25 protein-coding genes are annotated in these 25,824 nt (G+C 63.2%); 12 read left to right on the forward strand and 13 right to left on the reverse strand.

Features of this window, described 5'->3' with window-relative positions:
* Positions 1 to 3: 3 nt before the first annotated feature.
* The 3 genes from rnk to cyaY all read right to left on the reverse strand — a co-directional run bounded on the left by rnk (position 4) and on the right by cyaY (position 1,093).
* Positions 4 to 414: a nucleoside diphosphate kinase regulator gene (rnk, locus tag APH28_RS03335; protein WP_060507623.1), complete on the reverse strand. Its 411-nt coding sequence runs from the start codon at positions 412 to 414 to the stop codon at positions 4 to 6.
* A 132-nt stretch (positions 415 to 546) separates the two neighbouring features.
* A complete protein-coding gene (locus tag APH28_RS03340) occupies positions 547 to 759 on the reverse strand; it encodes a DUF1289 domain-containing protein (protein WP_060507624.1) in 213 nt (70 codons plus the stop codon).
* 1 nt (position 760) lies between these two features.
* Positions 761 to 1,093: an iron donor protein CyaY gene (gene cyaY / locus APH28_RS03345; RefSeq protein WP_054886458.1), complete on the reverse strand. Its 333-nt coding sequence runs from the start codon at positions 1,091 to 1,093 to the stop codon at positions 761 to 763.
* A gap of 219 nt (positions 1,094 to 1,312) precedes the next feature.
* On the opposite strand from cyaY, the gene APH28_RS03350 reads away from it, so the two are divergent.
* From APH28_RS03350 to APH28_RS03375, 6 genes are read left to right on the forward strand one after another with little or no spacing between them, the layout of a single operon-like run.
* Positions 1,313 to 1,516, forward strand: a complete 204-nt coding sequence (locus APH28_RS03350; RefSeq protein ID WP_060507625.1) for a lipoprotein — start codon at positions 1,313 to 1,315, stop codon at positions 1,514 to 1,516.
* A gap of 9 nt (positions 1,517 to 1,525) precedes the next feature.
* On the forward strand, positions 1,526 to 2,773 hold the full coding sequence (gene lysA, locus APH28_RS03355) for a diaminopimelate decarboxylase (RefSeq protein WP_060507626.1): 1,248 nt from the start codon (positions 1,526 to 1,528) through the stop codon (positions 2,771 to 2,773).
* A gap of 4 nt (positions 2,774 to 2,777) precedes the next feature.
* Entirely contained in the window at positions 2,778 to 3,608 is an 831-nt protein-coding gene (dapF, locus tag APH28_RS03360; RefSeq protein ID WP_060507627.1) for a diaminopimelate epimerase, read from the forward strand.
* A 13-nt stretch (positions 3,609 to 3,621) separates the two neighbouring features.
* Positions 3,622 to 4,326 carry a DUF484 family protein gene (locus APH28_RS03365; protein ID WP_060507628.1) on the forward strand — a complete coding sequence of 235 codons (705 nt, stop codon included), beginning with the start codon at positions 3,622 to 3,624 and terminating at the stop codon, positions 4,324 to 4,326.
* Complete coding sequence (gene xerC / locus APH28_RS03370; RefSeq protein WP_060507629.1) at positions 4,326 to 5,225, forward strand: tyrosine recombinase XerC; 900 nt, start codon at positions 4,326 to 4,328, stop codon at positions 5,223 to 5,225. The genes APH28_RS03365 and xerC overlap by 1 nt, the downstream gene beginning before the upstream one ends.
* A complete protein-coding gene (locus APH28_RS03375; protein ID WP_060507630.1) occupies positions 5,222 to 5,917 on the forward strand; it encodes an HAD family hydrolase in 696 nt (231 codons plus the stop codon). The genes xerC and APH28_RS03375 overlap by 4 nt, the downstream gene beginning before the upstream one ends.
* Before the next feature lie 54 nt (positions 5,918 to 5,971).
* On the opposite strand, the gene sutA is transcribed toward APH28_RS03375, so the two are convergent.
* The 3 genes from sutA to glnK all read right to left on the reverse strand — a co-directional run bounded on the left by sutA (position 5,972) and on the right by glnK (position 8,450).
* The gene (gene sutA / locus APH28_RS03380; protein WP_060507631.1) at positions 5,972 to 6,301 is read right to left on the reverse strand and encodes a transcriptional regulator SutA; all 330 of its coding nucleotides are present in this window, start codon (positions 6,299 to 6,301) and stop codon (positions 5,972 to 5,974) included.
* A gap of 428 nt (positions 6,302 to 6,729) precedes the next feature.
* A complete protein-coding gene (locus APH28_RS03385; protein WP_060507632.1) occupies positions 6,730 to 8,064 on the reverse strand; it encodes an ammonium transporter in 1,335 nt (444 codons plus the stop codon).
* A 47-nt stretch (positions 8,065 to 8,111) separates the two neighbouring features.
* Entirely contained in the window at positions 8,112 to 8,450 is a 339-nt protein-coding gene (glnK, locus tag APH28_RS03390) for a P-II family nitrogen regulator (RefSeq protein WP_002555808.1), read from the reverse strand.
* Between the two features lie 376 nt (positions 8,451 to 8,826).
* On the opposite strand from glnK, the gene APH28_RS03395 reads away from it, so the two are divergent.
* Positions 8,827 to 9,090 carry an accessory factor UbiK family protein gene (locus APH28_RS03395; RefSeq protein ID WP_060507633.1) on the forward strand — a complete coding sequence of 88 codons (264 nt, stop codon included), beginning with the start codon at positions 8,827 to 8,829 and terminating at the stop codon, positions 9,088 to 9,090.
* A 41-nt stretch (positions 9,091 to 9,131) separates the two neighbouring features.
* Here the strand turns inward: APH28_RS03395 and APH28_RS03400 are convergent, their stop codons facing one another.
* Entirely contained in the window at positions 9,132 to 11,144 is a 2,013-nt protein-coding gene (locus APH28_RS03400) for a DUF4034 domain-containing protein (protein WP_060507634.1), read from the reverse strand.
* Positions 11,145 to 11,397: 253 nt separating this feature from the next.
* Here APH28_RS03400 and APH28_RS03405 point away from each other — a divergent pair, with 253 nt between their 5' ends.
* Positions 11,398 to 12,888 carry a YifB family Mg chelatase-like AAA ATPase gene (locus tag APH28_RS03405; protein WP_060507635.1) on the forward strand — a complete coding sequence of 497 codons (1,491 nt, stop codon included), beginning with the start codon at positions 11,398 to 11,400 and terminating at the stop codon, positions 12,886 to 12,888.
* On the opposite strand, the gene APH28_RS03410 is transcribed toward APH28_RS03405, so the two are convergent.
* The 3 genes from APH28_RS03410 to APH28_RS03420 all read right to left on the reverse strand — a co-directional run bounded on the left by APH28_RS03410 (position 12,885) and on the right by APH28_RS03420 (position 14,738).
* Complete coding sequence (locus APH28_RS03410; protein ID WP_060507636.1) at positions 12,885 to 13,322, reverse strand: DoxX family protein; 438 nt, start codon at positions 13,320 to 13,322, stop codon at positions 12,885 to 12,887. The two genes, APH28_RS03405 and APH28_RS03410, sit on opposite strands and share 4 nt — an antisense overlap.
* A 73-nt stretch (positions 13,323 to 13,395) precedes the next feature.
* Positions 13,396 to 13,761: a response regulator transcription factor gene (locus tag APH28_RS03415; RefSeq protein WP_177334212.1), complete on the reverse strand. Its 366-nt coding sequence runs from the start codon at positions 13,759 to 13,761 to the stop codon at positions 13,396 to 13,398.
* Positions 13,758 to 14,738 (reverse strand): response regulator, encoded by a 981-nt coding sequence (locus tag APH28_RS03420; RefSeq protein WP_060507638.1) that lies wholly within the window; start codon positions 14,736 to 14,738, stop codon positions 13,758 to 13,760. Before APH28_RS03420 ends, APH28_RS03415 begins: the two co-directional genes overlap by 4 nt.
* 240 nt (positions 14,739 to 14,978) lie before the next feature.
* On the opposite strand from APH28_RS03420, the gene APH28_RS03425 reads away from it, so the two are divergent.
* The gene (locus APH28_RS03425) at positions 14,979 to 20,027 is read left to right on the forward strand and encodes an ATP-binding sensor histidine kinase (RefSeq protein ID WP_060507639.1); all 5,049 of its coding nucleotides are present in this window, start codon (positions 14,979 to 14,981) and stop codon (positions 20,025 to 20,027) included.
* A 54-nt stretch (positions 20,028 to 20,081) separates the two neighbouring features.
* Here the strand turns inward: APH28_RS03425 and ycaC (APH28_RS03430) are convergent, their stop codons facing one another.
* Both ycaC (APH28_RS03430) and APH28_RS03435 read right to left on the reverse strand, forming a co-directional pair.
* Positions 20,082 to 20,708 (reverse strand): isochorismate family cysteine hydrolase YcaC, encoded by a 627-nt coding sequence (ycaC, locus tag APH28_RS03430; protein ID WP_060507640.1) that lies wholly within the window; start codon positions 20,706 to 20,708, stop codon positions 20,082 to 20,084.
* 85 nt (positions 20,709 to 20,793) lie between these two features.
* Entirely contained in the window at positions 20,794 to 21,156 is a 363-nt protein-coding gene (locus APH28_RS03435; RefSeq protein ID WP_060507641.1) for an AraC family transcriptional regulator, read from the reverse strand.
* A 153-nt stretch (positions 21,157 to 21,309) separates the two neighbouring features.
* On the opposite strand from APH28_RS03435, the gene APH28_RS03440 reads away from it, so the two are divergent.
* The 3 genes from APH28_RS03440 (at position 21,310) to APH28_RS29065 (ending at position 24,968) form a co-directional block, all read left to right on the forward strand.
* Positions 21,310 to 22,284, forward strand: coding sequence for a GlxA family transcriptional regulator (locus tag APH28_RS03440; protein ID WP_060507642.1), 975 nt, complete (start codon positions 21,310 to 21,312; stop codon positions 22,282 to 22,284).
* 124 nt (positions 22,285 to 22,408) lie between these two features.
* Entirely contained in the window at positions 22,409 to 24,196 is a 1,788-nt protein-coding gene (locus APH28_RS03445) for a monovalent cation:proton antiporter-2 (CPA2) family protein (RefSeq protein WP_060507643.1), read from the forward strand.
* 193 nt (positions 24,197 to 24,389) lie between these two features.
* Entirely contained in the window at positions 24,390 to 24,968 is a 579-nt protein-coding gene (locus APH28_RS29065) for a PBECR2 nuclease fold domain-containing protein (RefSeq protein ID WP_060507644.1), read from the forward strand.
* Between the two features lie 196 nt (positions 24,969 to 25,164).
* On the opposite strand, the gene ycaC (APH28_RS03455) is transcribed toward APH28_RS29065, so the two are convergent.
* A complete protein-coding gene (ycaC, locus tag APH28_RS03455) occupies positions 25,165 to 25,794 on the reverse strand; it encodes an isochorismate family cysteine hydrolase YcaC (protein ID WP_060507645.1) in 630 nt (209 codons plus the stop codon).
* Between the last annotated feature and the right edge of the window lie 30 nt (positions 25,795 to 25,824).

Raw genomic sequence — 25,824 nt, forward strand, 5'->3', positions numbered from 1 at the left:
CCATCAGAGGTCGAAGTCGCCAGCGGCTTCCGGTTGGTATTCGACTTCCAGCAGCTTCAGTTTCAAGGTCTTTCCCCCTGGCGCCGGCCAGTCGATCTGCTCACCCACCGACAAGCCCAGCAGCGCACAGCCGATCGGCGCGAGGATAGAAACCTTGCCTTCACCCCCCGCATCCTTCGGGTACACCAGGGTCAGGTGGTAGTCCTTGCCACTGGCTTCCTCACGGCAATGCACGCGCGAGTTCATGGTCACCACACCGGCGGGCACTTCGTCATGCCCGACCACCTGACCGGCACGGTCCAGCTCCTCCTGCAAGGCGAGCACACCCGGCGTACTTTCGTCGAGGCTGTCGATCAGGCGCTCGAGACGCTGTACGTCCAATCGAGTGAGGGTGAGGGAAGGCTTGGTGCTCATGATCCAGTCAGACTCCTTTGAACAGGCGGTTTCCTGCAGGCAGATAAAGCAAAACCCCGCCCAAGGGCGGGGTTTGTGAATGCTTTTGCGTCACCGACGCACAACCCGACACTACCACAGCCGGGTAAATACTCAAGCCCGCGCGCGCAGGGCCTCGGCTTCGCGGCAGATCTGCCGGCGCCGTTCGTCGTCGGCCGAGCGCCATTCACGGATGTGCTCGACATGCCGGTGGCAGCCGGTGCACACCCGCTGTTCATCCAGCCGGCAGACGCTGATGCAAGGCGAAGGCACGGCCGGGCTGACGTTGCTGTACAGCGGCTTGGGCGGCCGCACCTGGCTGGTCATGTCAGATCTCGTCGAAGTCCAGCTTCTCGCCGGCCCGCTCCCAGACGATGCGCTCGAGCATCTCATTGAGCAGCTCTTCGCTTTTCTCGCACACCCACTTGCCACTCTCTTCGTCGTAGTCGAAGTGGAAGCCACCGGAACGGTCGGCCAGCCACAGCTGACGCAGCGGCTCCTGGCGGCTGAAAATCAGCTGGGCGCCGCCTTCGAACTTGACGGTCAGCACACCCCCGGAGTTTTCCATGTCCAGGTCCAAGCCGCTCTCGTCGAACAGGTCTTCCAGGGCCTGTTGGGTCGCGTCGACCAGATCATGGAAACGCGCTTCGCTCAAACTCATTGCAGGAACCTCGAAATTGGCTGCTTTACGGGCAAGCCGGGCAAGATACGGGCGCCGGGCCATGAATGCAAAGGTTTAGCCGCACTCGGCACTGGCTCGATTACCCGTGGCGATAGCCCCAAAGCATAGCCCGCCCGACGGACCGGCTCTTGCATAGGCAATCCGCCGGTCGCTCGGTATACTCGGGCGCAATACTGCATATTTCAAAGGATTTCACCCATGAAGCGCCTGATTTCCTCGCTCGCGGCGCTGGTCGCCGTTGCCTGCCTCGTTTCGGCCTGCGGTCAGAAGGGCCCCCTGTACCTGCCAGAAGACGGCAAGGACGGCAAAGGTCCGAAAAAGACGCACCAGCACCAGCACGCGCCTGCGGTCCAGCCGCAAGAAGAGCAGCCAATCCAGCCCGAGCAGACGCCAGAGCAGTAAGGAAATCAGATGAACGCTTTCAACTACCGCGACGGTGAACTGTTCGCGGAAGGCGTGTCCCTGTCGGCCATCGCCGAACGGTTTGGCACCCCGACCTACGTGTACTCGCGCGCTCACATCGAAGCCCAGTACCGCAGCTACACCGACGCCCTGCAAGGCACCGATCACCTGGTGTGCTTCGCCGTAAAGGCCAACTCAAACCTCGGTGTGCTGAACGTCCTGGCGCGCCTGGGCGCGGGCTTCGACATCGTCTCCGGCGGTGAGCTGGAGCGTGTGTTGGCCGCTGGCGGGCGTGCCGATCGCGTGGTGTTCTCCGGTGTCGGCAAGACCCGCGAAGACATGCGCCGCGCCCTGGAAGTCGGTGTGCACTGCTTCAACGTCGAATCCACCGACGAGCTCGAGCGTCTGCAAGTGGTGGCCGCCGAGATGGGCAAGGTTGCCCCGATCTCGCTACGCGTGAACCCGGACGTCGATGCCGGCACCCACCCGTACATCTCCACCGGCCTCAAAGAAAACAAGTTCGGCATCGCCATCGCCGACGCCGAAGCCATCTACGTACGCGCCGCACAGCTGCCGAACCTGGATGTGGTCGGTGTCGACTGCCACATCGGCTCGCAGCTGACCACCGTCGACCCGTTCCTCGATGCCCTCGACCGCCTGCTCGCCTTGGTCGACCGCTTGGCCGAGTGCGGCATCCACCTGCGCCACCTGGACCTGGGCGGCGGCGTTGGCGTGCGCTATCGCGACGAAGAGCCGCCACTGGTCGCCGATTACATCAAGGCCATCCGCGAGCGCGTCGGCACCCGTGACCTGGCCCTGGTTTTCGAGCCAGGCCGCTACATCGTGGCCAATGCCGGTGCCCTGCTGACCCGCGTGGAATACCTCAAGCACACCGAACACAAAGACTTCGCCATCATCGACGCGGCGATGAACGACCTGATCCGCCCGGCCCTGTACCAGGCCTGGATGGGTGTCAGCGCAGTTGCCCCACGCGAAGGCGAAGGCCGTGCCTACGACCTGGTCGGCCCGATCTGCGAAACCGGCGATTTCCTCGCCAAGGACCGCGTGCTGAACCTGGCCGAAGGTGATCTGCTGGCCGTGCAGTCGGCGGGCGCCTATGGTTTCGTCATGAGCTCCAACTACAACACCCGTGGGCGTTGCGCGGAAATCCTGGTCGACGGTGACCAGGCTTTCGAAGTCCGCCGCCGCGAGACCATCGCCGAACTGTACGCTGGCGAAAGCCTGCTGCCGGAGTGAACCCATGCTGCTGCGCTTTACCAAGATGCATGGGCTGGGCAACGACTTCATGGTCCTCGACCTGGTCAGCCAGCACGCGCACATCCAGCCCAAGCACGCCAAGCAATGGGGTGACCGCCACACCGGTATCGGCTTCGACCAGCTGCTGATCGTCGAGGCACCGAGCAACCCGGAAGTAGACTTCCGCTACCGGATCTTCAATGCCGACGGTTCCGAAGTCGAGCAGTGCGGCAACGGTGCGCGCTGCTTCGCCCGCTTCGTGCTGGACAAGCGCCTGACCGCGAAGAAGCGCATCCGCGTGGAAACCAAGGGCGGCATCATCGAGCTGGACGTGCAGAACGACGGCCAGGTGTGTGTCGACATGGGCCCGCCGCGCTTCATCCCGGCAGACATCCCATTCATTGCCGACGAGCAGGCGTTGAACTACCCGCTGGAAGTCGACGGCCAGGTGCATTCGATTGCCGCCGTGTCCATGGGCAACCCGCATGCCGTGCTGCGCGTCGATGACGTGCACACTGCGCCGGTGCATGAACTGGGCCCGAAAATCGAAAATCACCCACGCTTCCCGCAGCGGGTGAATGCCGGTTTCCTTCAGGTCATCGACCGCCATCGCGCCAACCTGCGAGTATGGGAGCGTGGCGCCGGTGAAACCCAGGCCTGTGGCACCGGCGCTTGCGCCGCGGCCGTGGCCGCCATCAGTCAGGGCTGGATGGACTCTCCGGTGTCTCTCGACCTGCCGGGTGGCCGCCTGAACATCGAATGGGCCGGCCCCGGCAAGCCCGTGTTGATGACCGGCCCCGCCGTGCGCGTCTTCGAAGGACAGGTTCGTCTCTAAGCGAGTAACCGCCATGACTGATCAGCCAGTACCCCAGCAGCCTGACGAGCTCGATGCCGAAACGGTGGTCGCCTACCTGCGCGCCCACCCCACTTTCTTCGCCGAGCACGACGAGTTGCTGATCGAGCAACGCATCCCCCATCAGCGCGGCGACAGCGTTTCGCTGGTGGAGCGCCAGCTCAAGCTGCTGCGCGACCGCAACATCGAGATGCGCCATCGCCTGTCGCAACTGATGGACGTGGCCCGTGACAACGACCGGCTGTTCGACAAGACCCGCCGGCTGATCCTCGACTTGCTCGATGCCGGTAATCTGGAAGAAGTGGTGATGGCTGTCGAAGACAGCCTGCGCCAGGAATTCCAGGTGCCTTTCGTCAGCCTGATCCTGTTCGGTGACAACGCAGCGCCCGTCGGCCGTTGGGTCAGCAATGCCGAAGCCCAGCAAGCCATCGGTGGCCTGCTCGGCGGCGGCAAGACTGTGAGCGGCAATCTGCGCGAACACGAACTGGCCTTCCTGTTCGGCAAGGAACAGCAGCAGGAAGTCGGCTCCAGTGCGGTTGCAGCACTCGAATACCAAGGGCTACATGGCGTGCTGGCGATCGGCAGCCGCGACCCGCAGCACTACAAGAGCAGCGTCGGCACCTTGTTCCTCGGCTATATCGCCGAAGTGCTCGGCCGCGTAGTGCCGCGCGTGACCCAGACCCTGCGTCCGGTGCGCTGATGGAACGCCAGCTGGAGGCTTATTGCGCACACCTGCGCAACGAGCGCCAGGTGTCGGAACACACCCTCCTAGCCTACCGCCGCGACCTCGACAAGGTCATCGAATACTGCAACAGCCAAGGCATCGCGGGCTGGGACGCGCTGCAGATCCAGCAACTGCGCCAGCTGATCGCTCGCCTGCACCATCATGGCCAGTCCTCGCGCAGCCTGGCGCGATTGTTGTCGGCAGTACGCGGTCTATACCGCTACCTCAACCGCGAAGGCTTGTGCCAGCATGACCCGGCCTCCGGCCTGAGCGCGCCCAAGGGCGAACGCCGGCTGCCCAAGGTGCTGGACACCGACCGCGCCCTGCAGCTGCTCGATGGCGGCGTCGACGACGACTTCATCGCCCGGCGCGACCAGGCCATCCTCGAGCTTTTCTATTCCTCCGGCCTGCGCCTGTCCGAGCTGAACAACCTTGACCTCGAGCAGCTCGACCTGGCCGCAGGCTTGGTGCAGGTGCTTGGCAAGGGCAGCAAGACCCGCGTGCTGCCGGTCGGCCGCAAGGCCCGTGAGGCCTTGCAGGCCTGGTTCAAACTGCGAGGCATCGGCGGCCCCCGCGACAGTGCGGTGTTCATCACCCGCCAAGGCAATCGCATGAGCCCGCGAGCCATCCAGCTGCGGGTCAAGACGGCCGGCGAGCGCGAGCTGGGCCAGCACCTGCATCCGCACATGCTTCGCCATTCCTTCGCCAGCCATGTGCTGGAATCGTCTCAGGACCTGCGTGCGGTGCAGGAAATGCTCGGCCATGCCGACATCAGCACCACGCAGATCTACACCCACCTGGACTTCCAGCACCTGGCCGCGGTGTACGACAGCGCCCACCCTCGGGCCAAACGCAGCAAAGGCACAGACTCATGAGCATCAAGCTGATCACCTTCGACCTCGACGACACCTTGTGGGACACCGCGCCCGTGATTGCCAGTGCCGAGGTCGTGCTGCGCGACTGGCTCGAAGCCAACGCACCGATCCTCGGCGGCGTCCCGGTGGAGCACCTGTTTGCCATTCGCGAACGCCTGGTGCAGGCCGAGCCGGGCCTCAAGCACCGCATCAGTGCTCTGCGCCGGCGCGTGCTGTTCCATGCCCTGGAAGAAGTCGGCTACGGCGAGAAGCAGGCGCAGGCGCTGGCCAACGAGGGCTTTGAAGTATTCCTGCACGCCCGCCACCAGATCGAGGTGTTCCCTGAGGTACAGCCGGTGCTGGAGATCCTGCGCCGTCACTACACCCTGGGCGTGGTCACCAACGGCAACGCCGATATCCGCCGTCTGGGGCTGGCGGACTATTTCCGCTTTGCCCTGTGCGCCGAGGACCTGGGCATCGGCAAGCCGGATCCCGCACCGTTCATGGAAGCCCTCAAACGTGGCGAGGTTGAAGCCAGTGCGGCGGTGCACATCGGTGACCACCCAGGCGATGACATCGCCGGGGCCCAGCGCGCCGGTTTGCGTGCGGTATGGTTCAACCCGCAGGGCAAGGCTTGGGCGGGTGAGCGTGCACCGGATGCGGAGATCCAGCGCCTTTCGCAGCTACCAGACATTCTGGCATCCTGGCGCTGACTGACAGGCACAAAAAAGCCCGCAGCGACGGCGGGCTCTTTTGCATTCAGCCACTCAGATAGGGCGGCTGCCGTACTTGTTGTCCGGCTTCTTGGGCGGGTCGGCGACCACGTTGGCCTCGACTTCCTGCACCTTGCCACCGCGCGAAAGAAACTCTTCCATCGCCTTGGCCAGGGCATCACGCTCCTTTTGCTTGGCTTCCATGCTCGGCATCTCGTCTACCGAGACAGCGGCCTTGGATTTGCCCTTGGCAGTCGGTGCCGGGCTGCTGTCATCATCGCCAGCATCTTCCGCGACATCGTCAGCTGCCGCTTCGAGGCCCTCATCAGCCTCGTCTTCGTCGCCTACTTCGAGGTCATCATTTTCCAGATCGTCGTCGCTCATGTTCTACCTCATGACTTGCGAAAAGCAGGTTAGTTATAGACCAGTGCAGCCGTAGACCGGCAGCCACCAGTGAAAATTCAACTGGCCGTGGGTTAGGCCACTGCCCTTGGGTCGGCGCTCCTGATGGGAGGCGGCACCCAGCAGGTCCTGCTCCTGGCAGGACCTGACAAATCCTTGAACCCTGCTGGCCGCACGCTAATGGCAAGCCTAGCAAAGGCTGGTAAAGCGTGCGGACTACTCGTCAAACACCCTTTGGCGCGCATTCTAGCGTGCTCGTGGAAAAAGCAAAGCACCATAAACGCCGCAAAAGTTGTAAGTTTTTGGCCTACGTCGCGAACGTGAGTGATAAACCGTTTGCCATGCAGGAAATGGTAAAAAAAAGGCAAAAAAATGCCCGGCGAACCGGGCAAGTTTTTCCAGCGTCGCGCTTACAGGTTGTAGCCGCGTTCGTTGTGTTGAGCCAGGTCAAGGCCGACCGACTCTTCTTCTTCGTTGACCCGCAGGCCCATCACCACATCCAGCACCTTGAGGATCACGTAGGTGACGATAGCGGTGTAGACGACGGTGAAGATCACACCTTTGGCCTGGATCCAGACCTGGGCACCGATGTCGGTGACCGCGCCGAAGCCGCCCAAGGCCGGTGCCGCGAACACGCCGGTCAGGATGGCGCCGATGATGCCGCCGACGCCGTGTACGCCGAAGGCGTCGAGCGAGTCGTCATAACCCAGCTTGCGTTTGAGGGTGGTGGCGCAGAAGTAGCAGATCACGCCCGAGGCCAAGCCGATCACCAGAGCGCCCATAGGGCCCACGGTACCAGCGGCCGGTGTGATCGCGACCAGGCCGGCAACCACACCCGAGGCGATGCCCAGGGCACTTGGCTTGCCGTGGAAGACCCACTCGGCGAACATCCAGCCCAGCGCAGCGGCGGCAGTGGCGATCTGGGTCACCAGCATGGCCATGCCCGCAGTGCCATTGGCGGCGGCGGCGGAACCGGCGTTGAAGCCGAACCAGCCGATCCACAGCATGGCCGCGCCCATCAGGGTATAGCCCAGGTTGTGCGGGGCCATCGGGGTGGTCGGATAGCCTTTGCGCTTGCCCATGACCAGGCAGCAGACCAGGCCTGCGATACCGGCGTTGATGTGCACCACGGTGCCGCCAGCGAAGTCGAGCACGCCCCAGTCCCACAGCAACGCGCCGTCACCACTCCAGACCATGTGCGCGATGGGTGCGTACACCAGGGTGAACCAGATACCCATGAACACCAGCATTGCCGAGAATTTCATGCGCTCGGCAAAGGCACCGACGATCAGCGCCGGGGTAATGATGGCGAAGGTCATCTGGAAGGTGATGAACACTGCCTCAGGGAACAGTGCGGTGGCCGACGTCAGGTTGGCCGGCGCGACGCCGCTCAGGAACGCCTTGGAGAACCCGCCGACGAAGGAATTGAAGTTGAGCACGCCCTTTTCCATACCGGTGGTATCGAAGGCCATGCTGTAGCCATAAATGACCCAGAGAATGCTGATCAGACCCGTGATGGCGAAGCACTGCATCATCACCGACAGTACGTTCTTGGAACGCACCATGCCGCCGTAGAAAAGGGCCAGACCCGGAATGGTCATGAACAGCACCAGCGCTGTCGAGGTGAGCATCCAGGCGGTGTCGCCGGAGTTCAGCGCTGGGGCAGCTGCTTCCTCTGCCAGGGCAAGCCCGGGCATTACGAGGGACAATAGGGCTCCTAGCCCTGCGATCTTACGCAGAGTCATGTTGTTTTCTCCTGGGGCGTTGGGTTTGGTGAGGCTTTTTTCGGCGCTTAGATCGCGTCGGTATCGGTTTCGCCGGTACGGATGCGGATCGCCTGCTCCAGATTCACCACGAAGATCTTGCCGTCACCGATCTTGCCGGTGTTGGCCGCCTTGGTGATGGCTTCGATCACTCGATCAAGGTCCTTGTCGTCGATGGCGACGTCGATCTTCACTTTTGGCAGGAAGTCGACCACGTACTCCGCGCCGCGATACAGCTCGGTGTGGCCCTTCTGCCGGCCGAAACCTTTGACTTCGGTGACGGTAATGCCCTGCACGCCGATTTCCGACAACGACTCGCGCACGTCGTCCAGCTTGAACGGCTTGATGATGGCTGTGACTAGCTTCATGAAACTCTCTCCCGATTTGGTGGACTTGCCCCAGGAAAACAAACCCGTCTCAAGTCTAAGCGCAGCGCCTGGCTTTGTAACGCGTCGTCGGCATCCGGCTTCGCGTGCGCACTGCCTGGTCACAAGGAACTGCATCAGTGCATGGCTCATACAGGTCTTTGCAGAATCCTTGCCAGTTCCGTTAAACGACTGCAAAACAGCGAGTTATGCGAATCAGTCGGGATTGGCCAGTCGCCAGCATGGTAAACATGCACAACTTCGGTGCAGGCAGGCCCGGCGAGCTGCTCGAAAAATGTGCAGCCACCTGAGGTCAATGGCGCAGGGTTGCCGCGTGCTACACTGCGGGCCATTTCTCAGTATCAGTGGACAGCCCGACATGCTCGCGCCCAAAGCCCTTCTCGACGCCCTGAGCGACCAGGCCTCGCGCCTGTTCAGCAGCGATACCACGCAGCCTCGCGCCGAACTGGAAAGCCAGTTCAAGGTGCTGATGCAAGGCGCCTTCAGCAAACTGGACCTGGTCAGCCGTGAAGAATTCGACAGCCAGATGGTCGTGCTGGCGCGCACCCGTGCCCGCCTCGAGGCCCTGGAGAAGCAAGTCGCCGAGCTGGAAGCGCGGATGGCGCCAGCCGCGCAGGAATAACCGTTACGCAAAGACGCTGTGGCTGCGTTGCACTCCAGGTTTCAGGCCGAAGCCCTGTGCTGGCCTGCGGCCTTGGGCGGCAGTTCGCTGGCATGCAGGTCGCCACGGAACAGCGCCGCCCCGCACACGGTGAATAACGTTTTCACCCGGCTATGCGAGTTGCGAATCTCGGCCTGTATTTCCTCGATCAGCGGATCGCTGGACTGCAACGCAACGGCACGATTGGCCCACTCGATTGCTGCATAGCGGCTCTGCTTGCGCGTACCACAACCCTGCATCCAGGCCAGCCCAAGTTCCGCACAGGCACGGGCGGCGATCCAGGCATCGGGGTGCTCGGCCAGCCCCAGCAGATAGTCGACCGCCTCTACACGCTCCCGCGCATCACCGTACTGGCGCAGCAGGAGGCCTAACTGCAATTGCGCCTTGGCATGGATTGGCGGATGGCTCAGTGCATCGAGCAACAGCCGCTTGATCGCCAGCACCGCCTTACGGTCCTCCAGCCCTTGCGCAAGGCTCATGCGCTGGCAAGCCAGGTCGAACTTGGCCAGTGGATGGCCAAACTCCGCCGCCCGCAACAGCCAATGTTCGGCAGCCTTGGCACTGAGGTAATGCGCGGGGGTACTGTCCAGCCAGCCACGGTGCAGATCGTACAGTGCGATGGCGGCATCCGGGAGTTTCAGCTCCGCAAAGGCTTCATACAGGAAGTGCGCAGCCTCATGCTGGCCGGCAGCCCAGAGCAGGCGCGGCACGTCGAGCACCTCGAAGCCCTGCCCCTCGCGCCCGCACTGGCGCTTGACCGCCAGACGCAACCACGTGCTTGCCTGCTCGGCAGATTGCCCAAAGCCCCACAACCCGAACTGAAGCCCCGCAGCCCGCAGCACGCAGGCCGCCGCCTGGCGACGGTCATCGCTCAGCCGTTCGATGACGGTGCGCAAGACCTGCGAATCGTCCTTGGCCTCGTTTAACAGCACCAGGCACACGAGGCTATGGAAGGGCTCGCCAATGGCCGGAACGAAGCCATGGTCAGGGTAGAGCGCGACACTGTCGACGAAGTCACGCATCGCACCGGCGAAATCACCCATCGAATAGCGCCGCAGGGCGCCACGCCGGGCCAGCAGCGTCGCGCGCTCCTTGGGCCTGAGCTCACGCTGGGCCCACTGGGCAAAGGTTCTGTGCCAGGTCGCGATCTGTGGCAGTTGCCTGGCATGCGGCAGCCAGAAGGTGTCTTCCAGGGCCAGCCAGCGGATTGCATTGCGCTGCGCTTCAGGCCAACCCAGGCACAGCGGGCCGTTGGCCAGTGCGTCGACAGCCGCAGCGCTGCCGCCCCAGCGTGGGGTCAGGTATCTGGCATAGGCCTCGATCGCCTCGAAGCAGCCGGGAAACCATGCCAACGCATGGCGTAGCCAGTAATCCGTGGCGCTTTCGCGAGGCTCATGCAAGCGTGCGCTCAACCCTGCAGGCAATGTCTGCGGCAGCGCCTGCAAGGGCGTCAGGCCGTATTTGACCAACAGCGGCGCAGCGGCTTCCTGCACTTCCACATCAGCATGCGCGCTGGGTCGATAGCGCGGCACTTGGCCAGCGAACAACTCGACCAACCAGCCGGGCTCACGCAGGTACGCGCTGATGTGCAGCATGCCGATCACTGCGGCAACCGGTTGCGCGCTGCGCTCCATAGCGCGCAGGAAATGCGCCGTGCCCTTCTCGCAGGCCTGCTCCGCAGCCAGTCGGCGTTCTTCGGGAACTGCTTGATGGCCAGCCTGATCACGGATCTGGCAGGCGAGACTGAAGCAGTGAAAGCCCATCACCACATGCGGGTGATAAGCCTTGGGGCAGGCCTCGATCCAAGTGTTGAGGGTATGCGTCAAGGCCTTGCCGCCCTGCGTATCGCAATCCTGCAAGTAGCCTTGCACTGCGTCCAGGTAGGCAGCGCACTCACCGGGGGGCGCTTGCCGCCACTGCGCCTGGAGCGCATCGAACAAGCGGGTGAGTTCGGCGTACTGATTGGCCTGCACCCGTTCTCGGATCTGCTGGCGGGTGCGATTGAGCATTTGCACGGGCAGTACCTTAAGTCCATTTTCAGGGTCGCGTTGCCATCCAATGGCAACAGCTGTTGCACTTGAACACTAAGCCATAGCCGGGCTCTTCGCAAAGAATTGGATCCAGTATTTGTCAGATTGTGTGAAAAGGCAGGAGAAAGACCTGGCATGCAAAACAAAGTCGCATTTTTCTTGCGCCAGCGTTGCTGAAACTCACTAGGCTCCGACAGGCCGCAGGAAGCGGCCCTTGATCCAGTAAAAAGGAGCGTCCATGTCCCTAGCCCTCGTCCACAGCCGCGCCCAGGTCGGCGTGCAGGCCCCGGCCGTCAGTGTCGAAACGCACCTGGCCAACGGCCTGCCCCATCTCACCCTGGTCGGCCTGCCAGAGACCACGGTCAAGGAGAGCAAGGACCGTGTGCGCAGCGCCATCGTCAACTCCGGGCTGAACTACCCGCAGCGGCGTATTACCCAGAACCTCGCACCCGCCGACTTGCCCAAGGACGGCGGGCGCTATGACCTGGCCATTGCCCTGGGCATTCTGGCCGCCGATGGCCAGGTGCCGTTGCCGGCCTTGGCCGACATGGAATGCCTGGGCGAACTGGCCCTGTCGGGCAAGCTGCGCCCGGTGCAGGGCGTGTTGCCGGCGGCACTGGCGGCACGCGAGGCAGGCCGGGCGTTGGTGGTGCCGCGGGAAAATGCCGAAGAAGCCAGCCTGGCCGGTGGCCTGGTGGTGTATGCCGTGGCGCACCTGCTGGAATTGGTGGCGCATCTCAACGGGCAGGTGCCGTTGCCGCCGTTTGCTGCCAATGGCCTGGTCATGAAGCAGCAGCCTTACCCGGACCTTAGCGAGGTCCAAGGCCAGGTCGCGGCCAAGCGGGCATTGCTGCTGGCGGCAGCCGGGGCGCACAACTTGCTGTTCACCGGGCCGCCCGGCACAGGCAAGACCTTGCTCGCCAGCCGCCTCCCCGGCCTGCTGCCACCACTGGATGAACACGAGGCGCTGGAGGTGGCGGCCATCCAGTCGGTCAGCGGCCACACGCCGCTCAGCAGCTGGCCGCTGCGGCCATTTCGTCACCCGCACCATTCGGCCTCAGGGCCGGCGCTGGTCGGCGGTAGCAGCCGTCCGCAACCTGGCGAAATCACCCTGGCACACCATGGCGTGCTGTTTCTCGACGAGTTGCCAGAGTTTGAAAGGCGCGTGCTGGAAGTGCTGCGCGAACCGCTGGAATCCGGCGAGATCGTGATTGCGCGGGCGCGCGACAAAGTGCGATTCCCGGCGCGGTTCCAGCTGGTGGCAGCGATGAACCCCTGCCCTTGCGGGTATCTGGGTGACCCGACCGGCCGCTGCCGTTGCAGTACCGAGCAGATCGCGCGGTATCGCAACAAGCTTTCAGGCCCGTTGCTCGACCGTATCGACTTGCACCTGACCGTGGCCCGCGAGACTACGACGCTAAATAACCAGCCCAGTGGGGAGACCAGTGCCGATGTGGCAGCCAAGGTCGCCGAAGCCCGCGAAGTGCAGCAGCGACGGCAGGGCTGTGCCAATGCGTTTCTCAACCTGGAGGGGTTGCGCAGCCATTGCCAGCTGACAGCAGCGGACCAAGCCTGGCTGGAAAGTGCTTGTGAGCGGTTAAGCCTTTCCTTACGGGCAGCGCATCGGTTGTTGAAGGTGGCACGCACATTGGCTGATCTGGAGAGTAGCCAAGCGATCAGCAAAGGCCACTTGGCCGAGGCATTACAGTACCGGCCGGGCAGCAGCTAGGTCCTTTGGGCTGCTTGGTTCTGCCAGGCCCACCCGGCAACCGAATACATCCCAGGCCCGGTCAGCGCCAGGCCGCCATAAAGCGCCACCAGCAACCAGGCAAATTGCCCCTGCTCCAGCGACCAGTCTGGATGAACCACTACCAGCGCCACCAGCAACACGCCCAGTACCGGCAAGCAGGCCAACCGCGCGGCCACGCCCAGCACCAGCAACACCGGACAGGCCACCTCGGCAAACACAGCCAGGCCCAAGGTCAGCGGCGCTCCCAGGCCAAAAGGATCTTCGATGCGCTGCAACTCCCCGCTCCAGTCCAGCAGCTTTGGCAACCCGTGGATGGAAAAAAGCAGCACAGCAGCCATCACCCGCATGAACAGCAGGCCGCTGGCGATCAGGGCCGGTGATTGGGGGTCGAGCAAGGTCTTCAGGCGTGGCATGGCAATGGGCTCGCGATTCGATCAAGCCAACGAGCATCCCCCGACTGCGCTGCAATTGATTGTTCAGGTGTGCTCATTCACCCGACAATGCCTCCTCGACTGCCTGGAGCAGTACTTCTTCAGGAAACGGCTTGCCCAGACAAGCCCGTGCGCCGTTGCGCAATGCCGCCTGCAGTGCACCTTCGTCCCAATGCGCGGACATGCCGATCACCGGCAAGCGCCAACCCCGCCGCGCCAGTTCACGCTGCACCTCAAGCCCGCTCATCCCGGGCATCTTCAGGTCGAGCAGCACGCAGCCTGCCTCGCGTGCCAGGCCCGAAGCCAGAAACACTTCCCCCGTCGCGAACGCCAGGCTCTCGAACCCCGCCGAACGCAGCAGGTTGGCCAGGCTTTTGCGCACCGAAGCATCATCATCGACGATGCACACCGCTCTGCTCATGCGCCGGGCCGTGCCCCGATGACGTTGTGCATGGCCACCAGCTCCAGCAATGAACGTGACTGCATCTTGTTCATGATGTTCTTCTTGTGGACCTTGGTGGTCACCTCACTGGTGCCTATTTCCTTGGCTATCTGCTTGTGCGACAGGCCGCCGACCACCAGCGTGAACACCTGCCGCTCGCGCTGGGTCAGACGCTGATACTTTTCCTCGACCCGCCGGGCATGGTGCCATTTGCGCCCCTCGGTCACAGCACGGGCACGTACCGATTCGAGCAGTGCCAGCAGCTGGTCTTCGTCGAAGGGTTTGGTCAGAAATTCCACGGCCCCGGCGCGCATCGCCTGTACCGTCATGGGAATGGTACCGAAACCGCTCATGAACACGATCGGCCAGGGCAGCGCCAGCCGGCGCAGCGCAGCCTGCACCTCAAGGCCGCTGGTTTCGGGCAGGTGCATGTCCAGCAGCAGGCAGGCGGTGGAGGTTTCCAGGCGCGCCTCGAACAGCTCTTCGGCACTGGCGAACAAGTGGTGGGGAATATCCTGCGAGCGCAGCAGGCGGCCCAGTGCCTTGCGCACCGATGGATCGTCGTCCACCACCAGCACGGGCACGCTCACACCGTCATCGACCGGCTCGATGAGATCGCCCACAGTGCACAAAGGCGATTGGCCCAGCCCCAGGCAAGGCACGTCGAGGCTGACTTCGGCCGCCAGGCGATAGCCGCGACGCGGCACGGTCTGGATCAGACCGCGATCGCCAAAGGCCTTGCGCAACAGCGACACCTGCACCTGCAGGTTGTTGTCTTCGACCACCGTGCCGGCCCACACCTGGCTGAACATCTCGTCCTTGCCCACCACCCGGCCCTTGGCCTTGATCAGCGTGGCCAGCACCTCGAACGCCCGACCGCCCAACGGGATCGGCTTGCCATCAAGGAAGGCTTCGCGCCGCTCCAGCGACACCTGGGCATTGCCTATTCGGATCATGGTTTCCTCGCACGGGCATGGGCGTTTGCGCAGCCTAGGGCAGCCTAGGTCAGCGAACGCCATCCGACAATTATCCCGAGGGATAGGTGGGTCCCAGCACTATACAAGCGCCTTCCAGCGGCCAGGTGTTGATAACGGACAACAGCGTTCCCGTTTCTGCCAAGCGGGCTGCAGGCCGCATTCTTGAGAGGGCCGCTGGGTATACTCGCGCGTCAGGATGCTGCAAGCAGGGGGTGCTTTGTGCTCGATGAACGCCTCGCAAACAGGCCCATCGATTTCGACCAGTCGATCGACGACAACTGGCTGAATCGCTGCGATGTCACGCCACTGGGCCAGGAAGGTGAGCTCAGCTACTTCCGCTTGCACGACCCCGCCACCCACCAAGCCTGGATCGCCGTGCGCGCCCCGCTCGAGGCCCCTGCGGCCTGCCAGCGCCTGGAGCGCGACTACCGCCTGCAACTTGATCCGCAATGGGCGGTAATCCCCTCGGCGTTTGTCCGCTGCGCGGAAGGCCCGTTGCTGGTTTACCCCGCCGGGCGCTCCATCGCCGAGCTGATCAGCCAAGGCCCAGTCGACCTGGCAACCTTTCTCGACATTGCGGTAAATGCCGCCAACGCCCTCGCGCAGGCCCACGCGTGCAATGTGCTGCACGGTGCATTGCTGCCCGAGCACGTGTGCCTGCAGCAGAACCTGCGGGTGCGACTGGGTTGTTTTCGCGCCGACACGCCAGAACTGATCAGCGAACAGGGCACCGCGCTTGGCAACTGGGCGTATCTGGCACCGGAGCAGATCTGCCCCCATGGCAGCAGCAGCGACCGGCGCAGCGACATCTATGCCTTGGGCGCGATCCTCTACCAATTGCTGCTGGGCGAGCTACCGTTGACCGGGCGCGATACCCAGCATTGGCGCCAGTTGCATGCCGGCGTTCAGCCACGCACGGCCTGTGAGGTTGACAGCCGGGTACCGCAGCCGCTGAGCCGGATCCTGGCCAAGGCCTTGGCGAAGGAGCCCGATGCCCGCTACCAGAGTGCCCAAGCCCTGGCCGTCGACCTGGCTCACTGCCAACGGCAATGGGCCGCCAGCCGGACCATCGCCCCCTTCGAGCCCGGCTGTGCCGACCCGGTCTCGCCCAGCCGCGAGCGCCTGTATGGCCGCAGCGCCGAACTGAGGCTCATCGCCCTGATGCTCAATGCCCTGCGTCGCGAGAGCAAGCCCCAGGTGCTGTTCATCAACGGCGCTGCCGGCATGGGCAAGTCCAGCCTGGTCGAGGCCGCGCTCAAAGCCCATGCCGAAGGCTTCTGGGCTGTCGGCAAGTGCAACAGCCCGGAACAGGCCGTGCCCTATGCGCCATGGGTCGAGATCCTCGGTTCGCTCACCACCCAGTTGCTGGCCAAGAACAGCCAAGACCTCGACCACTTGCGGCGCGAGATCTTGCAGCGCATCAACGGCCACGGTCGACTGCTCGGCAAACTGGCACCTGACCTGCAACTGATCCTCGGCCCGCTGCCCGACCTGCCGGAAAAGCCCACGCGCCTTGCACTGCAGAAAGAACAGCGGGCCATCGTCGATTTCCTGCAGGTATTCAGCCACCCCGGCCAGCCTCTGGTGCTGTGCTTCGATGACCTGCAGTGGGCCGACGATGCCACCCGGCAGCTGCTGGCACAGTTGCACGACCAGGCTCCCTGCAACCTGTTGCTGATTTACGCCCGGCGCAACGATATGCAAGCTGCGGGTACGCCAATCGCCCCCTGCGCAAATCAGCGCTGTACCACGCTGGACCTGCGCCCACTGACCGTCGGGGCAATCACCGAACTGATCGGCGAGCGCTACCACGTCAGCGCCGATGACGCGCAGCAGGTTGCCGAACTGGTGCACGACAAAACCGCAGGCAATCCGTTCTTCATCAATCAGATCCTCAGGGCCATGGTCGAGGACCGACTGTTCACCTTCGATACCCAGGCCATGCGCTGGTCGTGGTGCCTGCAAGCCGTGGCCAGGCAACGCTACTCCGATAACGTCGCAGATCTGATGATCCACCGCCTGGCACGCCTGCCCGCGCCCCAGCGCGAAGTGCTGCGGATTGTCAGCGCGGCTGGCAGCCGCTGCGACGAACGCCTGCTTCAGCGCCTGCTTGCCGCCCTGCCGGGCAAACCGCTGCAGGCCATGATGGACGCAGGCTTCCTGCTGACGGGGCAGAAAGGCCTGGGCTTCGCCCATGACCGGGTGATGGAAGCCGCCTACCAACTTACGCCTGTGCGTGATCGCGACCAGCTGCACGCAAGCATTGCTCAGGCCATGCTCCAGGCCTGGCACAACGACTTGCAGGAGGTTGTATTCGAGGTTGCCAATCAGCTGCAACGCGCCAGCCCACGCGGGTTTGCCACGGATGAATGCGAAGTCTTCCTGCAGCTTTTGCAAGACGCTGCGCTGCGCACGCGGGACAGCGGCGCCTACGAGCAATCTGCGGCCTACCTGCAGACGTGCGAACAGCTGTTGAGCCATGGTGCCACGTCGCAAAGCCACGCCACGCATGCCTTTGCCATCGCCTGCATGGCGGCAGAGTGCGACCTGCAACTGGCGCGCATGGCTGCAGCCGAAGGCCGGGTCGTGGAATGCCGCCAGCGTGCAGGCTCGACGCTGGAGCAGGCGCAGGTATGCCGGCTGCAGGCACGCTTGCACACCTTGCGCGGCGATTATCAGGCCGCCACCAGTACCGCTGTCGCCGGCCTCGAACTGTTGGGCATCAGCCTGGCTCGCGGTGTCGACCCGCAGCGGGTGATGGCCAGCCATGTGCATGTCCATGCCCTGATCGAACAGAAGGGCCGCCACTGCCTGGCCTCGCTGCCGCGCACCGACTCGGAAGAAGTGGCAGTTGCCATCGGCCTGCTAGCCACCCTGTCGTCGTCGTTTTCCGTGCAGGACGATATCTGCTTCCTGCACTTGGCCAAGCTCATGGAGCTGTCGCTGCTGCACGGCGTCGCTCCGGGCAGCACCTACGGCCTGGCCTGGTATGGGGTGATGATCGCCGAGCGCTTCGGCACCTATCACGACGGCCACGCCTGCTGCCTGGCGGCGCTCAAGCTGATCGAGCGACACGGTTTCGAGGCTGATCTGACCAGTGCGCTGCTGGCTCTGGACCAAGTCAGCGCCTGGACCTCGCCCATCGAGTGCGCGCGCCGCACGGCGCTGGAAGCGCTCGATTCGACACGCTTGAGCGGCGACCTGGCCATGACTTGCCATGCCTGCTGCCACCTGGTTTCCGACTCCCTGTTCATGGGCCGCTATCTGCCGGATGTTGCCGAGGAAGTGGCGCAGGGCCTGGTCACCGTACGCGGTCATGGCTACCGCGATATCGAACAGATCCTGCGCGCCCAACAGGGGTTTGTCGCCAGCCTGAGGGGCGCGGCCGCAACAGCCTCGCCGACGCGGCTGCACTCACCGACCACATTGTTTTTCCAGCACCTGTTCACCGGCATGTCAGCGTTTTACCTGGGTAATGTCGCGCAAGCCATGCGCAGCCTGAATGCAGCGGGCGACAGCGCCTGGGCTGTCCCTGCGCACATCAACCTGGCGGACTACCACCTGTTCCGTGGCCTGACCCTGGGCAGCCCGGAAGCTCCCGGCAGCCTTGCTGACAAGCTGGCCGAGCTGCACATCCTGCACGAGCGTTTCGGCCGCTGGGCCAGCTTCAATCCAGTGACCTTCCGCAACAAGCTACTGCTGATCGAAGGGGTGATCGCCAAGCTCGAAGGCGACGGTCTGGCAGCCATCCGCTGCTTCGACCAGGCGCAGATCGCCGCGACTGCCGCCGGTTTCATTCACGAACAGGCGCTGGCCCACGAACAGCTGGCCGAGGTCTGCATCCCCAGCGGCCTCATCTCTGGTGCCAACCTGCACCTGCGCATCGCCCGCGATTGCTTCCACATCTGGGGAGCGACCGGCAAGGTGCACCAGCTGGAGGCCCTGCACCCGTTCCTGCGCACGCAACCCGTCCAGGAGACTTACCGCTCCACCCAGCAGGCCAAGCTAGACCTGGAAGCCGGCATCGAGGCGGCACGGGCGTTGTCCGAGGAAGTGCTGCTCGAAGGGTTGATCGAAACCCTGATGGGCCACCTCACCCAGCACTCAGGCGCCGATCATGGTGCCCTGCTGATCGTCAGTGGCGCCGAGTTCCAGATGGCCGCCCTTGCCTACATTGATGATGCCGGGCTTCACGTGAGCATGGACAACTGCCAGAGGTTCATGACCCAGGCGCCACTGTCGATCATCAACGCCACCATGCGCACTAAAAAGCCGCTGGTGCTCAATGACGCCCTGAGCGATTGCCCCGAGGCGTTTCGCCAGGAGCTGCACGCGCGTAACGCGCGCTCGGTACTGTGCCTGCCGCTGGTTATCCAGGGGGTGCTGATCGGCCTGGTGTATCTGGAAAACCGCCTGGTGCCGAACTTGTTCGGCAGCCAGCGCCTGGCCATGCTGGAGATCCTCGCCTCGCAGGCCGCCGTGTCGCTGCAGACGGCCAAGTTCTATACACGCTTGGCCGAGGACAACCAGTCCCGCGCGCAAATGGAAGAGGAACTGCGCCGATCACGCGCGGAACTCGCACGCAGCGCACACCTGCAGGTGATGAACGAGCTGTCGGCGTCCATTGCCCACGAGATCAGCCAGCCACTGCTAGGTATCGCCTCCAATGCCGCAGCCAGCCTGCGCTGGCTCAAGCGGACGGAACCCAACCTGGAAGAGGCGATTGCGGGCCTTGAAGACATCCGCAATGACAGCGAACGGGCCGCCAACATCGTCCGCGCACTGCGCTCACTGGCCAAGCAGTCGCCGATGCAACTCAAGCCGGTAAAGGTCGACGAGCTGATTCGTGAGGTGCTGCGCCTGACCTCGGCCGAAGCCGCCAAGTACGGGGTCGACGTGCAAACGCAGTTGCAGGCCGGGGTGGGCGTGATGGCCGACCCGGTGCAGTTGCAGCAGTTGGTGTTCAACCTGATTACCAACGCACTGGAGGCGCTGGCGGGCTATCGCAGTGATGGGGTGTTGCGGATTGTGTCTGTCGTTGCCGGGGATGGGGTCGAGATCTGCGTGGATGACAACGGGCCCGGCATTGCAGCAGAAGAGCGGGAGCGGGTGTTTGATGCATTCCATACCACCAAAGATGCGGGAATGGGGATGGGGTTGGCGATCTGCAATTCGGTGGTGCAGGCCCATGGCGGGCAGTTGCAGGCGTTGGTATCGGAGTTCGGCGGGTGCCGCATTCGCTTCACGCTGCCTGTGAGTGCTTCCTAGCCTGTACCGGCCTCTTGGCGGGCGTGCCCGAGAAGGAGCCGGTACAGGTTTACATCAGCGGGCGCTCAACGCCGCATAGCTGTTCATCAGGTTGCGGTAGTTGGGGATCCGCTGCGACAGCAGATTACCCAGCCCTTCGATGTCGTTGCGCCAGTCGCGGTGCAGCTCACAAGCCACCGAGAACCAGTTCATCATCTGCGCACCCGCCTGGGTCATGCGCACCCAGGCTGCCTGCTGCACGGTCTCGTTGAAGGTGCCCGAAGCATCGGTCACGACGAACACTTCAAAGCCTTCAGCCAATGCCGACAGGGTCGGGAACGCCACGCACACATCCGTCACCACGCCAGCGATGATCAACTGCTTGCGGCCAGTGGCCTTGATCGCCTTGACGAATTCTTCGTTGTCCCAGGCGTTGATCTGGCCTGGGCGGGCGATGTACGGCGCATCCGGGAACATTTCTTTCAGCTCTGGCACCAGTGGGCCGTTGGGGCCTTGCTCGAAGCTGGTGGTGAGGATGGTCGGCAGGCCGAAGAACTTGGCCAGGTCGCCCAGGGCCAGGACGTTGTTCTTGAACTCGTTGGGCGAGAAGTCCTGTACCAGCGAAATCAGGCCGGTCTGGTGGTCGACCAGCAGCACCACGGCATCGTCCTTGTTCAGGCGCTTGTAATCGGGTTGGCTCATGGGGGTGACTCCTTGGGTTGGGAAAACGGGCCGGGATTCACTCAAGGGCATGTCCTGAAGGGTTATACCGGCGGATAGATTCGGCTTAAGGATGGCCCTGCGCCTGGCGCCAGGCCTTGGGCGGCTGGCCGACCAGGCGGCTGAAGGCTCGGGTGAAATGGGCCTGGTCGCAGAAGCCGCACTCCAGGCTCACATGAGTGATCGCAGCTTCGGTGATGAGCAAACGCTTGGCTTTTTCCATGCGCGCCAGCAGGCGCCAAGCCTGGGGCGAAAGGCCAGTGTTGACCTTGAAGGCACGGGAGAAATGGCTGCGGGTGAGGTTGCACACGCCGGCGATCTCGATGATCGACAGCGAGCTGCGCAGCATCAGTTCCTGGGCCTGGCGCAACCGTGCGGGCGTTAGCGCGCCGTGGGTTGGCTGTGGCTCTTGGGACGTCCCAGGGTGCATGGCGACTCTCCTGTTCAATGAAGAAAGTGTCGCCGCCGGCACGTGACAAAGTCCTGAGCCAAACCTGAATTGTTATTAAATCTGCACTGCTGGCCCTGGCCCTGTGGCCGATACCCTAAGATTCGATTCGGATTCAGCTTCAGGCAAAGGTTCATGCAGGAAAATCATGCTTACCGCACCGTGGCCATGGTGCTGTTCAACGATGTGCTGTTGCTGGACGTGACCGGGCCGATGGACGCCTTTGCCATCGCCAACCGGTTCCTGCCTGTACACAAGCGCTATCGCCTGGTGACCGTGGCCGAAGGCCAAGCGCCGGTGCGCAGCTCCTGCGGCCTGAGGGTGTTGGCCGACCAGCGACTGGAAGACCTGCCGGCCAATGTCGATCTGCTATTGGTGCCCGGTGGGCCGGGCGCCTATGACGTTGCCCTGCCAACGATCGAGCACTGGCTGCCGCAGGCCGTGCGTGGCGCCCGGCGCTTCGGCGCAATCTGCACCGGGGTGTTTCTGCTCGGGCGTGCCGGGTTGCTCGGCGGCTATCGCTGCACCACGCACTGGAATTACGTGGAGCGCCTGGCGCAGGCGTTTCCCGAGGCCAAGGTCGACACCGAACACATCTACGTGGTCGACCGCGACTTGATCACCTCCGGCGGCATCACAGCAGGCATCGACCTGGCGCTGGCCGTCGTCGCCGAGGACCACGGCAAGGCGTTGGCCCTGGAAGTTGCCAAGGTGCTGCTGGTGGCGCGTCATCGCCAGGGCGGGCAGACGCCTTACGGGCCGCTGCTGGCCGCAGTGCCGCGGGATGACTCGCCGATTGCCCGCGTACAAGCGTACATCGTCGACCATATCGACCAGGCGTTTACCGTGCAGAAGATGGCCGACCTGGTGGCCATGAGCGGTCGCAACTTTGCCCGGACCTTTCAGCGCGAAGTCGGGATTACGCCACTGCAGTACCTGCAGAACGCGCGGATCGACCAGGCGCGCAAATTGCTCGAATGCGGTGAACTGCCGTTGAAGCTGGTGGCGGCGCGGTGCGGGTTTGGCAGTGATCGGCATATGCGCAAGGTGTTCTGCGAGCGGATCGGCATGACACCGGCACAGTACCGGGCGCAGTTTGGCGGCGGCTGAGCCTGTCAACCAATCCGGGACAATGTTTCTTCCCGGCAGCAGATTGTTTGAGTAATGGCCAACCTCCAGAATTGTCCGCCAAACTGTTCAAACGCTGCCCCGGCAGCTCATGGAGTACGAGCCAATGCCACACGAAGGCAGCCTTCTGCAAACCGCGGTGATCTTTCTGCTCGCCGCCGTTGTCGCCGTTCCTCTGGCCAAGCGCCTGCAATTGGGGGCCGTGATCGGTTACCTGCTAGCCGGCGTTGCCATCGGCCCGCAGGCCCTTGGCCTGATCCGCGACACCGAAAGCGTCGCGCATATTTCCGAGCTGGGCGTGGTCCTGCTGCTGTTCATCATCGGCCTTGAGCTGTCGCCCAAGCGCCTGTGGCTGATGCGCAGGTCGGTGTTCGGCGTCGGCACCGCCCAGGTGCTGCTGACCGGCGCGGTGATCGGCGCTATTGCCCTGTTCGGTTTCGGCCAGTCGCTGCCAGCGGCCGTCGTGCTCGGCCTGGGCCTGGCGCTGTCGTCCACGGCACTCGGCCTGCAAAGCCTGGCCGAGACCAAGCAGCTCAACGCACCCCATGGCCGCCTGGCATTCGCCATCCTGCTGTTCCAGGACATCGCCGCGATCCCGCTGATCGCTCTGGTCCCGCTGCTGGCAGCCAGCGGCCCGGACACCAGCCACGGCGACAGCCTGCAACACGGCCTGAAGGTGTTCGCCAGCATCGCCGTGGTCATCATCGGCGGTCGCTACCTGCTGCGCCCGGTGTTCCGCACCGTGGCCCGCACTGGCCTGCCGGAGGTGTCCACCGCCACCGCGCTGCTGGTGGTGATCGGTACCGCCTGGTTGATGGAAGAAGCCGGCATTTCCATGGCCCTGGGCGCCTTCCTCGCCGGCCTGCTGCTGGCCGACTCGGAATACCGCCACGAGCTCGAATCGCAGATCGAACCCTTCAAGGGCCTGCTGCTGGGGCTGTTCTTCATCAGCGTCGGCATGGGCGCCAACCTCAGCCTGCTGTTGGAAATGCCGTTGGTGCTGCTGGGCCTGACCCTGCTGCTAGTAGCGGTGAAGCTGGTGCTGCTGATTGGTGTCGGCCGCCTGGCCGGTGGTTTGAACAGCGCCAGCGCGCTGCGCTTGGGCATGGTGCTGGCGGCCGGCGGTGAATTCGCCTTTGTGGTGTTCAAGCTGGGCAAGGACCAAGGCCTGTTCGACACTCAGACTTACGACCTGCTGCTGATGACCATCACCCTGTCGATGGCCATCACCCCGCTACTGATGCTCGGGTGCGCCCGCGCCCTCAAGCGCCCGCAACCGGCGCGAGAAGTGCCTGAGCAGTACAAGACCATCGACGCCGGCACGCCGCGGGTGGTGATCGTCGGCATGGGCCGCATGGGCCAGATCGTCGCGCGCATCCTGCGGGCGCAGAAGATCCCGTTCATTGCCCTGGAAACCTCGGTGGACACCATCGAGATGACGCGCATGTTCGAGCAGGTGCCAGTGTTCTACGGCGACCCCCTGCGCCCCGAGGTGCTGCATGCAGCCAAAGTGGGCGAGGCGGAGTACTTCATCATCACCATCGATGACCCCGACGCTGCCATCCACACAGCGGAGCGGGTGAAACGCCAGTATCCGCACCTGAAAGTGCTGGCCCGGGCGCGCAACCGTCAGCATGTGCACAAGCTTGCGGATGTGGGCGCAGAGCCTATTCGCGAGACGTTCTACTCAAGCCTCGAGATGACCCGCCGGGCGCTGATCGGGTTGGGCTTGAGCGACGAGCAGGCGGCGGACCGGATCGAGCGGTTTGCCCAGCATGACGAGGAAGTGCTGGAAGCCCAGGGGCTTGTGCGCGATGACCGGGCCAAGGTGATGCAGACGGCCAATGAAGCACGGGTGGAGTTGGCGCGGTTGTTTGATTCGGATGCGGATTGAGTCAGGCACACCGAAACGAGAAGAGGGCTGACGCCCTCTTTTTTTTGGGCCTGACGCTCAGGACTGTCCCCTTAATTTAGGAAACACCCTACACAACAGATCCACTCCTGTCTGATAGTCCGCAGAAACTCTTCTCCCTAGGCTCTCTTGGCCGCCACCGTATCAGCGGCGCTGATCGCAGCCAGGTATCGTATTGAGTCCCAACAACCCAACCGCAAAAATCGCCGAGAAGAAAGGCCAGCACTCCTGGCTGGACGAAAAACTGCCCGACCTCAGAACGCTTGCCCGTGAAATGCGTATCCAGACCGTCGAAGAACTGCCCGCTGCCGTATCGCACGAAGCCGCTGTCGAGCTTGCTGCGATCAATCTGGGCTTGAGCAGTGCAAGGACCCTGTCAATAACGGTCGACACCCCAATGGGCGGCATACAGATTCAGCGTAACTGCCTCAATCACATCGTCGAAAAACGGCAAGACGCCAGGGAGCGCTATGTGAAGGTAGCGCTGGATACATTAACGGGGCCATTCGAGGTTTGGGAGGTCGCTTACACCAATGAGACTTGCAGGCTGGCCTTCATAGGCGTCTACGAAACCAAGCGGCAGATGCTGGTAGTCGTAACACTCAGTACCGGCAACATGCTTTGGAATTTCATGCAGTGCGATGCGAAAGCATTGAACAAGCATCGCCATGGAAAGCTTCTCTACAAGCGATACGATTTTCTGCCGAACAAAGAAAAGGGCCACTGTCACCAGTGGCCCTGTAATCGCGCTTGATATTCATATACACACCCTCAAGCCAGGGTGTGGAGGTCTCACCCGACGCTGATGATTCAGCCATCGACGGGGTTCCTACGCCAGCTATCGCCGCTGAATGGCAACTGGTTTCGCGCTCAGGTGAAACGCTAACAATACTCATGAATCAAGTCAACGATGGGCCCCGTGCGGAAGCCATCTATCAAGTTACTTCGTGTTACTTGTCAGCAGTCAGCGCGTTATAGCTGGTCATGAGATTCCGGTAGTCCGGAATATGGTTGGAGCACAGCGCCGCCAGCCCTTCAATGTCGTTGCGCCAGTCGCGGTGCAGCTCGCAGGCCACGCCGAACCAGGTCATCAGCTGGGCACCGGCCCGGCTCATGCGGTCATGGGCGGCGTCGCGGGTCATGGCGTTGAACGTGCCGGAGGCATCGGTTACCACGAATACGTCGAACTCTTCTTCCAGCGCCGCCAGCGCCGGGAAGGCCACGCACACTTCGGTCACGACGCCGGCGATGATCAGCTGCTTCTTGCCGGTGGCCTTCACTGCCTTGACGAAGTCTTCGTTGTCCCAGGCGTTAATCTGGCCAGGGCGAGCAATGTACGGAGCATCCGGGAACAGCGCTTTCAGTTCCGGCACCAGCGGGCCGTTGGGGCCTTGTTCGAAGCTGGTGGTGAGAATGGTCGGCAGGTTGAAAAACTTGGCCAGGTCGGCTAGGGCCAGCACGTTGTTCTTGAACTTGTCCGGCTCGATGTCACGCACCAGGGACAGCAGGCCCGCCTGATGGTCGACCAGCAATACGGCAGCGTCGTCTTTGTTCAGGCGGTTGTAGGTGAATTTGCTCATGGTCTGTGCTCCTAAGGTTTATGAATTTTT

It is taken from the genome of Pseudomonas sp. NBRC 111124 (assembly GCF_001320245.1).
Classification (GTDB): Bacteria; Pseudomonadota; Gammaproteobacteria; order Pseudomonadales; family Pseudomonadaceae; genus Aquipseudomonas.

Coding starts and splice junctions, on each gene's coding strand:
- ycaC (WP_060507645.1), bottom strand. CDS start 25,794: ATGAGCAAATTCACCTACAACCGCCTGAACAAAGACGACGCTGCCGTA.
- APH28_RS03350 (WP_060507625.1), top strand. CDS start 1,313: ATGAAGCGCCTGATTTCCTCGCTCGCGGCGCTGGTCGCCGTTGCCTGC.
- APH28_RS03365 (WP_060507628.1), top strand. CDS start 3,622: ATGACTGATCAGCCAGTACCCCAGCAGCCTGACGAGCTCGATGCCGAA.
- xerC (WP_060507629.1), top strand. CDS start 4,326: ATGGAACGCCAGCTGGAGGCTTATTGCGCACACCTGCGCAACGAGCGC.
- APH28_RS03410 (WP_060507636.1), bottom strand. CDS start 13,322: ATGCCACGCCTGAAGACCTTGCTCGACCCCCAATCACCGGCCCTGATC.
- APH28_RS03440 (WP_060507642.1), top strand. CDS start 21,310: ATGCAGGAAAATCATGCTTACCGCACCGTGGCCATGGTGCTGTTCAAC.
- dapF (WP_060507627.1), top strand. CDS start 2,778: ATGCTGCTGCGCTTTACCAAGATGCATGGGCTGGGCAACGACTTCATG.
- sutA (WP_060507631.1), bottom strand. CDS start 6,301: ATGAGCGACGACGATCTGGAAAATGATGACCTCGAAGTAGGCGACGAA.
- cyaY (WP_054886458.1), bottom strand. CDS start 1,093: ATGAGTTTGAGCGAAGCGCGTTTCCATGATCTGGTCGACGCGACCCAA.
- rnk (WP_060507623.1), bottom strand. CDS start 414: ATGAGCACCAAGCCTTCCCTCACCCTCACTCGATTGGACGTACAGCGT.
- APH28_RS03445 (WP_060507643.1), top strand. CDS start 22,409: ATGCCACACGAAGGCAGCCTTCTGCAAACCGCGGTGATCTTTCTGCTC.
- APH28_RS03420 (WP_060507638.1), bottom strand. CDS start 14,738: ATGATCCGAATAGGCAATGCCCAGGTGTCGCTGGAGCGGCGCGAAGCC.
- APH28_RS03415 (WP_177334212.1), bottom strand. CDS start 13,761: ATGAGCAGAGCGGTGTGCATCGTCGATGATGATGCTTCGGTGCGCAAA.
- APH28_RS03385 (WP_060507632.1), bottom strand. CDS start 8,064: ATGACTCTGCGTAAGATCGCAGGGCTAGGAGCCCTATTGTCCCTCGTA.
- APH28_RS03435 (WP_060507641.1), bottom strand. CDS start 21,156: ATGCACCCTGGGACGTCCCAAGAGCCACAGCCAACCCACGGCGCGCTA.
- APH28_RS03340 (WP_060507624.1), bottom strand. CDS start 759: ATGACCAGCCAGGTGCGGCCGCCCAAGCCGCTGTACAGCAACGTCAGC.
- APH28_RS03375 (WP_060507630.1), top strand. CDS start 5,222: ATGAGCATCAAGCTGATCACCTTCGACCTCGACGACACCTTGTGGGAC.
- APH28_RS03395 (WP_060507633.1), top strand. CDS start 8,827: ATGCTCGCGCCCAAAGCCCTTCTCGACGCCCTGAGCGACCAGGCCTCG.
- ycaC (WP_060507640.1), bottom strand. CDS start 20,708: ATGAGCCAACCCGATTACAAGCGCCTGAACAAGGACGATGCCGTGGTG.
- APH28_RS03405 (WP_060507635.1), top strand. CDS start 11,398: ATGTCCCTAGCCCTCGTCCACAGCCGCGCCCAGGTCGGCGTGCAGGCC.
- lysA (WP_060507626.1), top strand. CDS start 1,526: ATGAACGCTTTCAACTACCGCGACGGTGAACTGTTCGCGGAAGGCGTG.
- glnK (WP_002555808.1), bottom strand. CDS start 8,450: ATGAAGCTAGTCACAGCCATCATCAAGCCGTTCAAGCTGGACGACGTG.